At 56.9% G+C, this 12,057-nt stretch carries 8 protein-coding genes; all 8 read left to right on the forward strand.

From position 1 onward, the window contains the following. Positions 1-18 precede the first annotated feature (18 nt). A complete protein-coding gene (locus AO065_RS05520) occupies positions 19-3,600 on the forward strand; it encodes a glycosyltransferase (RefSeq protein WP_004880729.1) in 3,582 nt (1,193 codons plus the stop codon). Between the two features lie 141 nt (positions 3,601-3,741). Beyond that, on the forward strand, positions 3,742-6,645 hold the full coding sequence (locus AO065_RS05525) for a glycosyltransferase family 2 protein (RefSeq protein ID WP_004880730.1): 2,904 nt from the start codon (positions 3,742-3,744) through the stop codon (positions 6,643-6,645). A gap of 296 nt (positions 6,646-6,941) precedes the next feature. Continuing rightward, positions 6,942-7,868: a ketoacyl-ACP synthase III gene (locus AO065_RS05530; protein ID WP_004880733.1), complete on the forward strand. Its 927-nt coding sequence runs from the start codon at positions 6,942-6,944 to the stop codon at positions 7,866-7,868. A gap of 320 nt (positions 7,869-8,188) precedes the next feature. Further along, the gene (locus AO065_RS05535) at positions 8,189-9,037 is read left to right on the forward strand and encodes a flagellin domain-containing protein (protein ID WP_004880735.1); all 849 of its coding nucleotides are present in this window, start codon (positions 8,189-8,191) and stop codon (positions 9,035-9,037) included. A gap of 72 nt (positions 9,038-9,109) precedes the next feature. Further along, entirely contained in the window at positions 9,110-9,502 is a 393-nt protein-coding gene (locus AO065_RS05540; RefSeq protein ID WP_004880737.1) for a flagellar protein FlaG, read from the forward strand. Positions 9,503-9,581: 79 nt separating this feature from the next. Beyond that, entirely contained in the window at positions 9,582-11,042 is a 1,461-nt protein-coding gene (fliD, locus tag AO065_RS05545; RefSeq protein WP_004880739.1) for a flagellar filament capping protein FliD, read from the forward strand. Positions 11,043-11,171: 129 nt separating this feature from the next. Beyond that, positions 11,172-11,567, forward strand: a complete 396-nt coding sequence (fliS, locus tag AO065_RS05550; protein ID WP_004880741.1) for a flagellar export chaperone FliS — start codon at positions 11,172-11,174, stop codon at positions 11,565-11,567. A 28-nt stretch (positions 11,568-11,595) separates the two neighbouring features. Continuing rightward, on the forward strand, positions 11,596-11,892 hold the full coding sequence (gene fliT / locus AO065_RS05555) for a flagellar protein FliT (RefSeq protein ID WP_004880742.1): 297 nt from the start codon (positions 11,596-11,598) through the stop codon (positions 11,890-11,892). The last annotated feature ends 165 nt before the right edge of the window (positions 11,893-12,057 follow it).

A 12,057-nucleotide genomic window follows, 5' to 3' on the forward strand; every position in this document is an offset into this window, starting at 1 on the left:
GCTCGCGAGTCTGCAATAGTGAATCCAGTCCCCCTCGTCAGTGTCGTCATTCCCGCCTTCAATCCACGCTTCTTCCGCCAGGCGCTGCAAAGTGCGCTGGATCAGGTCTACGACAATCTGGAAATCATTGTCTGCGATGATTGCCGGACTGACGAAATCAAGGCCATTTTCGACGAGTTGGCGTCTGCGCCTGACAGCCGGGCGCGTTACGTGCGCAACGCTCAGCGCCTTGGCTTTCAGCGCAACATTCTTCGCTGCCTGGAAGAAGCCAGCGGCGAATACATAAAGTTTCTGTGCGACGACGACAGGCTCTATGTCTACTGCGTGCTGAATCAGGCTCGGGTGCTCGAGGCGAATGCCGATGTAAAATTGGTGGTTGGCAGGCGTCATCTGGTGGACGCCGATAGTTACATATTGCCGGCACGTATGGAAAACGTCGGGCTTGTGCCTTACGACGCCTTGTACAAAGGCGATGACATGCTGGCCATCTTCGAGCGCACGCCGCGCAATTATCTGGGTGGATTCAGCGGTGCGCTGATGCGCAGGGCCGATGTTCTGGAGTTGCTGCCATCGATTGCGCAGCCCGGCGAGGGTTTTATCGCAACGCTGGATTTCACGCTGTTCATCTGCCTGTTGCGCCGCGGCAATCTTGTCACGCTGCACAGCATCGAAAATATAGAGCGTCTGCATCCGGGGCGTTTGAGTCGTCAGCCTGAAATGAATCAGTTGGCAGTGACTGAATGGGGCTGGATTTCCGAAATGCTCAAGGCCCGCAGTGGCGAGCAGGCACCAGCCCAGGGGTGGGTAAGGTTTCTGCCGCTGCGCAAGGCTTCGCAGGAGCCACGCGAAGAGTGGGACGAGGTTGGTATTTACGGCATCATGGCCAATCGGCAGGGCGTCATGCGAAGCCGGGTGGGCGCTGAAAGTCAGAGTTATGCCGAGCTTTACGAGGATTGGCTATCCTGCCGTCAGTTCAGCAAACCGCAGAAAAAGCTTCTTGAACAGCGCATTGCGAGCTGGCCGTGGCTGCCGCGTATCGTTCCGGTGATTATTGATGCCGAGGGCAGTGCCGAGCACCTGGACACTACGCTGCGCAGCATTGCCGAACAGGACTACGCGGCTGAAGCCGTTGTGGTGCTGACCACGGCAACGAGCATCAACGATCCGCAAGTGCTGCGCTTTGCCTTGCACCCTGATCAGGCGCAGCAGTTGAACGACGTGCTGCCGTTGCTGGAGCAGGCCGACTGGGTGTACCTGCTGCGTGCCGGTGACAGGCTGACATCCACTTCGCTGCTGGTGCTGGCCGAACGCATTGCGCACATCCCCGGCATGCTGTGCGCCTACAGTGACGAAGGTGCGATCATCGAGGACGAATCCGGCGAGCCTATTTTCAAGCCCGGATTCAACCTGGACCTGATGCGCGCCTATCCGTATGTCGGGCGCGCGCTCGCCTTCGAGCGACGCAACCTGCTGGCAATGGGCGGATTCGACTCTGCGCACGCAGAGCTGGCACCCCACGACGTGATCTGGCGTCTAGTGGAAGGCCCGGGGTTGCAGACCATCGAGCACATCGCGGAAGTTCAGGTCGAATCAGAGCTTGCGTTCGCTGACTGGCTGTCGCTGCCTGAAGTGATCATGAAGAGTGAGCCGCTGGTGTCGGCTCACCTGACACGCATTGGCCGAGAGCATCTGATCCATCATGACCAGTCGTCGCTGATCAATCGCATCGAATACCTGCACCCGGAGCGGCCGCTGGTATCGATCATTATCACGACGCACGACCAATTGGCGGCGCTGGAGCGTTGTGTCGACAGCCTGCTGAGCAACACGTCCTACCTGAATTACGAAGTGTTGATCGTTGATAAGGCCAGTGAAACCCCTGAAGCGCAAGCCTGGTTTGCCGCGATGGGGCAACTGGGCACCGAGAAGCTACGGATTTTCACATTGTCTGAAACCGGCAGCGAGGCCACCGCGCAGAACCTGGCGGCGCGCGAAGCGCGTGGCGACTATCTGGTCATGCTCAGCCCTCACTCGATCATCCATCAGGCCGACTGGCTGGAAACCCTGCTCAATCATGCTCAGCGTCCCGAGGTTGGTATCGTCGGCCCTCGAATCATCAACCCGCAAGGCAATGTGCTGTACGCAGGGATGGTGCTGGGGATGGAAGGCGTGGCTGGCAGACCATTCTTCAATTTCCACGCGGGCTCGAACAGCTATATGCAGCGGCTGCAAGTGACGCAGAACTGGAGTGCAGTCAGCGGTAATTGCCTGATGGTGCGCAAGGACATATTCCAGAGCGTTGATGGTTTGGAGGCGCCAACCTTCACCCAAGGCTTGCAGGATCTTGACCTGTGCATGCGCGTCGGACGCAGCGGCTACCTGATAGTCGGTACGCCCGATTCGACGGTCGTATTGGCCGAACCTGCTGCCGCTGTGCGTTCCGATACGTCGAAAAAAGCGCTTGAAGACGAGCAGAACGCTTTCTACCAGAAGTGGCTGCCGGCGATCGCCCGTGACCCGGCCTACAACCCCAATCTGAGTCTCCATGAAGCGCTATCCTTCGATCTGGAACCTGGTCTGCTGGATGGCTGGAACCCGTTCTGCGCTCGGCATCTGCCGACCATTCTGGGCATGATCGTCAATTCGTCAGCAGTGGGGCACTACCGGGTCAGCCAGCCTCTGATCGAATTGAAGGCCGCTGGACGCGTGCTGGGCAGTCTGGCGTATCACTCGCCGTCGATTGTCGAGGTCGAGCGCATGTCCCCGGATGTGGTGATCCTTCAAGGGCGTTACAGCGAGGCCAAGATTCCCGACATCATTCAGGTGAAGAATTTCTCGAATGCAATGCGCATTTTCGAGCTGGATGACTACATTGCCGACGTTCCGCTGCTTAACGAGCATCGGCGCAACATGCCTGACAACATTGGTCAGATGTTGCGCAAGGGCATTGGGCTGTGTGATCGCGTGGTGGTGTCGACTCATCCGCTGGCTCAGGCGCTGTCCAGCATGCACAGCGATATTCGCGTGGTGCCAAACATGCTGGCCCCGCATCTGTGGAACGGGCTGAAAAGCAAGCGTCGTACGTCTGGCAAGCCTCGCATCGGCTGGGGCGGCGGAACCAGTCATCGCGGTGATCTGGAGCTGATTGTCGATGTAGTGCGTGAATTGGCCGATGAAGTCGAATGGGTGCTCTTCGGCATGTGCCCCGACTTGCTCAGGCCCTATATCCATGAGTATCACCCAGGCGTCAGTCTGAGTACGTACCCGGCCAAGCTGGCCAGTCTTAATCTGGACCTGGCCCTGGCACCGCTGGAATTTCACATCTTCAATGACTGCAAGAGCAATTTGCGGCTATTGGAGTACGGCGCGTGCGGCTATCCAGTGATCTGTTCGGATACAGAAGCCTACCGTGGCCATTTACCGGCTACCCGCGTACTCACCAACAGCCCGGAAGAGTGGCTGCAGGCGATTCGCATGCATTTGTCCGACCCCAATGCCAGTTACCGTATGGGGGATGAGTTGCGCGAAACCGTGCTGCGTGACTTCATGTTGCGCGGGGACAACCTGCAATACTGGGCCAACGGCTGGCTGCCGGACTGACGCTTTATCTGTTGAGCTCGCGCACGGCTCGGAAACCGGACCGGAGTCGGTCCAGGGTGCTGAAGCTGCTATGTTCTGTTCTTGCTTCAATGCCGGCTCGGACCGGGTTGAAGGTGTTATCGGTTCGCTATAGGAAAGAGTATGCAAAGCCACTTCGGGAATGAAGCCACACCCTTGAATCAGCGTCTGACCCTACTGTTGCTGAATCAGGACCAGCCGGATTTCCTGCGTCGAGCGTTGAAGTACTACGGCAGTTTTCCGTGCAGCGTCGTCCTTGTGGATACCTCGCCGGAACCGGCTGCCGGAATCGCCGCGATTGCGGACCTGCACTACGTGCACGCTGCAGCGTTTGCCGAAAAAGGCTTGAACGCCGTTTTGGCCGAAGGCCTTCGGCACGTGACCACGCCGTTCGTGGTGTACGCCAGTGTCGACAGTTTTCTGTTGCCCGACGCCGTGGTCGAGGCGCTGAGCTTTCTGGAAAAAAACGACGCGTACGGCGCCTGTCAGGGCTACAGCCTGAGCTATCAGGCATTGGTCGGTCAGGTGGATTACATGCGCCGGGATCGCCGGATCGCCGAGGATTATGCCAGCGAGTCATCCGCAGAACGGTTATTGAGCTTTTTGGGGCAGGGGATCTCGTTGCTCAACGCCGTGACCCGTACCGAACTGGCTCGTCGCTGGTTTTCCACGGTGACAGAGCAGACCGAGTTGCACTGGCAGGAACTCGGCTACATGACTTATTTGGCGGCCGCCGCAAAACTGCGCATATTGCCGATCCCCTATGCGCTGCATCATGCGTTGGACAAGGACGCGCAGACACGTCTGGGCGGGGCCGTCTCGGGCGCGGTCAAGCATATCGACCCCAAGGCCCGCGCCGCGCGTGAAGCATTCGCCCACACCCTGATATCGGCAATGGACGAGGCGTCCGGTCTTGTAGGGGAACCAGGCGTTCAAACCGTTCTTGAGGGGCTTCAAGCCGCAGCGGACGGTCTTGAAACCCAGCCGTGGCAAGCGGATGAGAAACTGTTCAGCGCGCTATGGAGCGTCGGTCTTGCGTGCTCAGAAGCGCACTTCGAGCCTCGGCAGTTTGTCGATCTGCCGTTCTATAACCAGCCATTCTTTGACGAGTTGGCTCGAATCGAGTTTCTGATTCACGTCTTCCCGGCAGGTCGCCTGCAAATGGAAGGACTTGAAGCTGCGCTGCTCAAACAATTCGAGCTGTTGCGCCCGCAGAGCAACCCCGATACGGAGACGCGGATCAGTCGGTTGTGGCAGGCCTATGCCACGTACGCGTTCAGCATTGATGTCGTTCAGGCATTGGCGAAAGAACTTGCCGGCTCTGCAGACGATGACGGGGAAGCCGAGGACATCTCTGCCTGGGCGCAGCGTCTGCTCGCAGTTTCCAGTCACAGTAACAGCCGGCTGCTCGACCGCATGGAATCGGGGCGCCTGCTGAGCTGGCTGGACTCGCGCGATCCGAAGCCTGCGCAATTGAAAACGCTTATGGCCCGCCTTTCGAAACAGCCTGCCGGATCGCAGATCGGTATCCTGTTGCTGGATCTGGAGGCTGACGTCTTCAAGTTGCAGGCCACATTCGACAGCCTGATGAACGGCCATTACCGGTCGTTCAAGGTGATTGTGTTCACCACCGGCGAGCTGCCTGCAGCGACGACGCTGCAAAACACTCTGCATTTTGTGAAAGTCACCGAGAGCAACTACGTTGACAGAATCAATCAGGTCATCAAGCAGTCGCCCAGTGACTGGTTGATGCTGGCGCAGGCCGGTGACGAGTTCACCCGCAGCGGTCTGTTGCTGGCCAGCGCCCAATTGATCGATGCATCGCACTGTAGGGCTGTTGCCGTGGACGAGATTCAACGTCAGCCCAATGGCACGCTGGCGCCGCTGTTTCGTCCAGGCTTCAATCTTGATTTGCTGCAAAGTGTGCCAGCCCTCATGGCGCGTCACTGGCTGATTCGCCGCGACCTGCTGGTCGAGGTGGGCGGTTATGCCCGGGAATTTCCGAAAGCGCTGGAATTCGACCTGCTGCTGCGTCTGATCGAGCAGGGCGGCATGAGCGGTCTGGCTCATCTCAGCGAGCCGCTGTTGATCTGCGAGGCACCGGAGCTTGAAGACAACCCGGATGAGCAGAAGGCCTTGACTCGTCATCTGAGCCATCGCGGTTATCAGGCCGAAGTCGGTTCAGCGCTGCCTGGCACCTACAAGATCGACTATCGCCACAGTCACCGGCCAATGGTCTCGATCCTGTTGCACAGTCAGGACAACCTGCCCGAGCTGCAGCGATGCCTGCAAAGCATTTTGCAGCGCACCCGCTATCAGCGTTATGAAGTCCTGATCGCCGACAACCAGAGCTCGTCCTCCGAACTGACCGCCTGGCTTGATCAGCAGGAGAAGCTCTCCAGCCGTGTCCGCGTATTCAAGGCCGAACAGCGCGTGAGTATCTCGGCACTGCGCAATCTCGTCAGCCAGGAAGCCAAGGGCGAATACCTGATTCTGCTGGATGCCGAGAGTCAGATCGTCAATGTCGGCTGGATTGAGTCATTGCTCAACCAGGCCCAGCGCCCTGAGGTTGGCGTTGTCGGTGTCCGGCTTATTGAAAAGGACGGCACCATCACGCAGGCAGGTCTGGTTCTCGGGCTAAACGGTGCAGTGGGATCAGGCTTTGTGGGTGAATCGAAAAGATCCCGGGGTTACATGCAGCGTCTGGTCGTCGAGCAGAACTACTCGGCGGTTTCATCGGCCTGCCTGATGATTGGCAAGTCGCTGTTCGATGACGTCGGCGGTCTGGACGAAGGGCCGTTCGCCGAAGCGCTGGGTGACGTCGACCTGTGTCTGAAAGCAGGCCAGGCGGGGTATCTGACGGTCTGGACACCGCATGTTCAGGTTATCCATTCTGGAAGGATCGATGCCCCTGAGTCTGCGAGCGATGCGTTGATCGGCAAATGGTCAGCACAGTTCTCGCAGGATGAAGCCTACAACGCCAATCTGTCCTTGAAGGGCACAGCGTTTACCCTCGCGTCTCTCTAATCCCGTCTGTTTTTGAGGAAAATCCGGCTGCCAGTCAGCCGGATCGCTCCTTACACCACATCGCAAGGGCCTCCCGGCCCTGTTTTTTCCTCACCCAGAATCGCAAAGCAGTCACATTCAAGTGACCTGTGGGTCATAAAGTGCATCTCCACTGTAATGTTTTACAGCGAGTGACAGGCGCCTGACTTGCCTTAATGTGTCATGCGCCCTGAAAATGTCCGCAATTCGCCTCTATTCGGTAGCGCCCTGATTTCTTTGGGACGAACATTTACCTGTTTACTAATCGGGAAGCCATGATGATTGGCATAAAAAGCATAGCGAGTTACGTGCCCGCTGAAGGCGTCGATAACTACGCTCAAGGTGCCAGCTTCGGCAAGGATGAAGACTTCATCCTCGGGAAGATTGGCTCCACGTTCCTGCCGCGCAAGGCAGACGGTCAGGAAACCTCGGATCTGTGTGTCGAAGCGGCCAACAAGCTGTTTGCCAGCAATCCTCAGCTCAAGCGTGAAGAAGTCGATGTACTGATCGTCGTCACCCAGAACGGTGATGAAGAAGGGCTGCCGCACACTGCTGCCATCGTGCAGGACAAGCTGGGGCTTTCGACCAACGTCGCTGCGTTCGATATTTCGCTGGGCTGCTCCGGCTATGTCTACGGTATCTACGCGATCAAGGGCTTCATGGAAGCAGCCGGCCTGAAAAACGGTCTGCTGATCACGGCCGACCCTTACTCGAAGATTGTCGACCCTGAAGACCGCAACACCACCATGCTGTTCGGTGACGCGGCCACCGCCACCTGGATGGGTGAGGGCGCTGCGTGGCAACTGGGCAAGGCGAAGTTCGGTACGGACGGTTCCGGTGCGCCGCACCTGAAGGTCAGTAACGGCGTGTTCTTCATGAACGGTCGTCAGGTGTTCAACTTTGCACTGCTCAAAGTGCCTGCTCACCTGCACGAGCTGCTGGGCGAGTCCGGTCTGCAGCCTGATGACATCGATGCTTTCTGTATCCATCAGGGCAGCGCTGCCATCGTGGACGCCGTGGCGCGTCGTTTTGAAGACAAGCCCGAGAAGTTTCTCAAGGACATGGTCGAGACCGGTAATACCGTGTCGTCCAGTATTCCTCTGCTTATAGAAAAACACGTACTCGATTCTTCCTGGAGTCGTGTGGCGTTGAGCGGCTTTGGTGTCGGTTTGTCCTGGGGCTCGGCAATTATTTACAGGGCCTGATTGTCGGCGGTCTGAGATAAAACGCCTGGGACCTTAGTTGTGGGCGTTTTAGTCTGGATAAAACGGTTGCAAAAATCTGCTGTCACTGACTTTTGTCAATCCAAGAGCGCTGTTCCGGCCTGTTGAAGATCCTCTTTTCTGTGTTGTGCGCGCTTCAAACCCTTGTTTTATAAGGGGTGGCAGACTGCTAGCAAAATTTTTGAAAAAAACACTCAAGCAACCTGCCATCGCGACGATAACTATTACGAAGGTTCTCTAGGCATACCCGGCGCTTGCAGGGGCCGGAAGCCACGTAGTACACAACCCACGAGGAATTCATCATGGCTTTAACAGTAAATACCAACGTTACATCGTTGGCCGTTCAAAAGAACCTGAACCGCGCCTCTGACGCACTGTCCACTTCCATGTCCCGTCTGTCGTCGGGCCTGAAAGTACAGAACGCCCGTGACAACGTGGGTGTTTTGAGCACCATCGCTTCGATCAACTCGCAGGTTCGTGGTCAGACCGTAGCGATCCAGAACGCCAACGACGGTATGTCCCTGGCTCAGACCGCTGAAGGCGCTCTGCAAGAATCCGTATCGATCCTGCAGCGTATGCGTGAACTGGCAGTTCAGTCGCGTAACGACAGTAACAGCGCGGTCGACCGTACTGCCTTGAACAAAGAATTCACCGCGATGAGCGCTGAATTGACCCGTATCTCGGCCAGTACCAACCTGAACGGCAAGAACCTGCTTGACGGTTCCGCCAGCACCATGACCTTCCAGGTCGGCGCCAACACCGGTAGCTCCAACCAGATCACTCTGACCCTGAGCGCAAGCTTTGACGCAGAAACCCTGGGCGTTGGTTCGGCCATCAGCATCGTCGGTTCGGACAGTGCTGCTTCGGAAGCCGCCTTCTCTGCTGCAATCACTGCAATCGACTCCGCTCTGCAGACCATCTCGTCTAGCCGTGCTGATCTCGGTGCTGCACAAAACCGTCTGACCACCACCATCTCCAACCTGCAGAACATCAACGAAAACGCCAGTGCTGCACTGGGTCGTCTGCAAGACACCGACTTCGCTGCTGAAACTGCACAACTGACCAAGCAGCAGACTCTGCAACAGGCTTCGACTTCGATCCTGTCTCAGGCCAACCAGCTGCCATCCGCTGTACTGAAACTGCTTCAGTAATATCGGCATGAGTTTTGGCGGGGGAGTGCGTAATCGTGCTCTCTCGCTTTTTTGCTTTCGGAGGTGATGGTCATGGAGATGAGTGTAAAGCTGAACGTGTCCTATCCGGCCGTTCAACCGACGAGTCCGGCTCCGGCCATGGACAAGTCTGTTGATAAGCCTGCCGACGTCAAGTTGGTGGAGCGGGTTGCCGCTTCGGATGAAAGCAAAGACCTGGATCATAAGAAGGATGATGCTCAGGAGGAGACTAAAGTCAGGGCCGCGGCGGACGAAATCCAGAAATTTTTTCATTCGGTCAAACGCAATCTTGAGTTTTCGATCGATGAAGGTTCTGGCAAAGTCATCGTCAAAGTCATTGCAAGTGACTCTGGTGAAGTGATCCGGCAGATTCCGAATGCAGAAATCCTGAAACTGGCCGATAGCCTGAGTGACGCGAACAGTTTGTTGTTCCGCGCCAAGGCCTGACCACCGGTAAGGTTATTGTTGCAGGGTTTGGAGGGTCAAATGCCTCGAAGCCCGGTGACACACTAGAAGGAGAAGCGAAATGGCAAGTCCAATTACCTCGACAGTAGGCGTGGGTTCGGGTCTTAATATTGCTGAAATCGTCAAGGGGCTGGCGGGTGCCGAGAGACAGCCCAAGCAGACTCAGTTAGACAAGCAGACTTCCACTACCTCAGCCTCGCTGTCGGGTGTCGGTCAGCTGTCGTCTGCGCTGGCTGCGTTCCAGAAAACCATGGACACGCTCAACAGCACCACAACGCTTGCGTTCAATGGCTTCGCGGCGACCTCGGCCGACGAAAAGGTCTTGAAGGCGACGGCGGGTAACAACGCAGTCAATGGTACTTATGCGATCGCTGTCACCAAGTTGGCGACTCCGTCCAAGGTCGCGACTGCAGCATTGACCGCCGCACAGACCAGTGCCATTCCGAGTGGTACCCTGAAAATCACTCAAAATGGCGTTGCTCAGAATGTCGAGATCGATCCGGGCTCCACGCTTGAGCAGGCGCGTGACAAGATCAACTCCACGCTTCAAGGCAAGGGCATTACCGCGAACATCATCAACGACACCAGCGGTGCGCGTCTGGTGTTCAGTTCGACCACAACCGGCAGCGGCAGTGACATCTCGGTAGAGGGCAGTTCCGGTCTGGAAATGTTCAATATCGATGGCACAAAGAAAATGTCGGAGACCGCCACCACAGATGCCAACGGCAAAGTGATTGGAGGTGCGGGCGCGATTTCGGGTCTGGCGGGAGACGCAGAGTTCACCGTTGACGGTCTCAGTCTGACCAGTAAGACAAACAAGGTGAGCGGCGCGATTTCCGGCATCACGTTTGACCTGGTTGCGCCGAGTGCACCAGGCGCCACCACCACCGTTACCGTGGCAACCAACACGGATGGTCTGAAGGCTTCTCTGCAGAGCTTCGTGGATTCCTACAACACATTGGTCAAGCTTGTCGCGACGCTTACCAAGGGTTCGATGGGCAAAGATTCTGCCGGCAAGGATGTGTTTGTACCTGCTCCGCTGACCGGCGACGCAACGCCTCGCTCGCTACTGGCAGTGATCCGTACACAGATCGCCACCTCGACCTCGACCTCAGGCCTTGGCTCTCTCGCTCAGTTGGGTATCCAGACGCAGCAGACCGACGGCACATTGTCGCTGGACTCGGCCAAGTTCACGGCGGCGTTGAGTGACAAGAAGATGGGTAGCCAGATCCAGGCGCTATTCACCGGTGAAGGTGGTCTGCTGAGTCGTCTGGACAAGGCTGTCAAGCCTTACAATGACCCGGCCAAGGGCATTCTTCCGAGCAAGACGACCAGTCTGACGGCGATGCAGAAGCAACTGACCAAAGATCAGGCTGACCTGGACCGTCGTATCGACACCCTCACGGCGAACCTGACCAAGAAGTACAACGCGATGGACCTGGTGGTGGGGCAGCTCAAGGCGACCGCCAGCAGCATCACGTCGATCTTCGCCGCCATGAATGCGCAAAAGAACAATTCGTAGTTCCATTTGCCGATTATTGTGCTTGCCAACAACCCGACCCTGTGTCGGGTTGTTGTTTTTGGGCTAAAGTTTTTTCGCGCTGCGTCGATAGCTTGAATATGAGTAATCTGGATTATCACGAGGCCCCCTATGAATCCGATGTTAGCGTTGCGGCAGTATCAGAAGATTGGTTCCCAGGCACAGACCTCGGAAGCCAGCCCACACCGTCTGGTTCAGATGCTGATGGAGGGCGGTCTGGATCGCATTGCCCAGGCCAAGGGCGCGATGTCACGCAAGGAAATCGCTAACAAGGGCATCTTCATCAGCAAGGCCATCGGCATTGTAGGCGGCCTGCGTGATGGTCTGGATCTTGAAAAAGAGCCGACAGAGGCTCTGATCAGGCAGGACAAGCTGTATCACTACATGATGACGCGTCTCGCTGAAGCCAATGCGCACAACGATCAGAAAATGCTCGATGAAGTGGCAGGTCTGTTGATCACGGTCAAGGAAGGCTGGGACGCCATCGGCACCACGCAATCGCAATAAGGCCCGGCTGCCTTAGGAGAGAGACATCATGAGTGCTGCACTCAAGCGAATCGAAGAAACCCGTGAGGCCTTGGTCGGGGCGCTGGCTGAGCGCGACTGGGAGGCCATCGGCAAGCTTGACCTGGCGTGCCGTGAATGTGTCGATGCGGTGGTCGGCCATTCGCCTGATGACGAGCCCGCCCTGCGCAGCAACCTGGAAGAGCTTTTAGGGGTCTACAGGCAATTGATTGACGTCGCAACCGGCGAGCGTCAAGCAATCGTCGATGAAATGGCACAAATCCAGAATGCGAAAAACGCAACGAAGGTCTATCATCTCTTCGGCTAGCTTTTATTTGTCGTTTTAATTATCCGACAGGAAGTTCGCCATAAATTTGACTGTGTACGTTTTTTTGACTTAACTAGTGATGTTTACTATTTTCTGGCGTCTCATCGTTTATATCGGCTGAGCGGCCAAGCTGCCCCCCAATCATGGGCATTGAGTTGACTAGGG

This window comes from Pseudomonas viridiflava (assembly GCF_001642795.1).
GTDB lineage: Bacteria > Pseudomonadota > Gammaproteobacteria > Pseudomonadales > Pseudomonadaceae > Aquipseudomonas > Aquipseudomonas viridiflava.

Excerpts from the sequence above, each read along its gene's own strand:
- AO065_RS05525 (WP_004880730.1), top strand. The coding sequence starts at position 3,742 with ATGCAAAGCCACTTCGGGAATGAAGCCACACCCTTGAATCAGCGTCTG.
- AO065_RS05530 (WP_004880733.1), top strand. The coding sequence starts at position 6,942 with ATGATTGGCATAAAAAGCATAGCGAGTTACGTGCCCGCTGAAGGCGTC.
- AO065_RS05535 (WP_004880735.1), top strand. The coding sequence starts at position 8,189 with ATGGCTTTAACAGTAAATACCAACGTTACATCGTTGGCCGTTCAAAAG.
- AO065_RS05540 (WP_004880737.1), top strand. The coding sequence starts at position 9,110 with ATGGAGATGAGTGTAAAGCTGAACGTGTCCTATCCGGCCGTTCAACCG.
- fliD (WP_004880739.1), top strand. The coding sequence starts at position 9,582 with ATGGCAAGTCCAATTACCTCGACAGTAGGCGTGGGTTCGGGTCTTAAT.
- fliS (WP_004880741.1), top strand. The coding sequence starts at position 11,172 with ATGAATCCGATGTTAGCGTTGCGGCAGTATCAGAAGATTGGTTCCCAG.
- fliT (WP_004880742.1), top strand. The coding sequence starts at position 11,596 with ATGAGTGCTGCACTCAAGCGAATCGAAGAAACCCGTGAGGCCTTGGTC.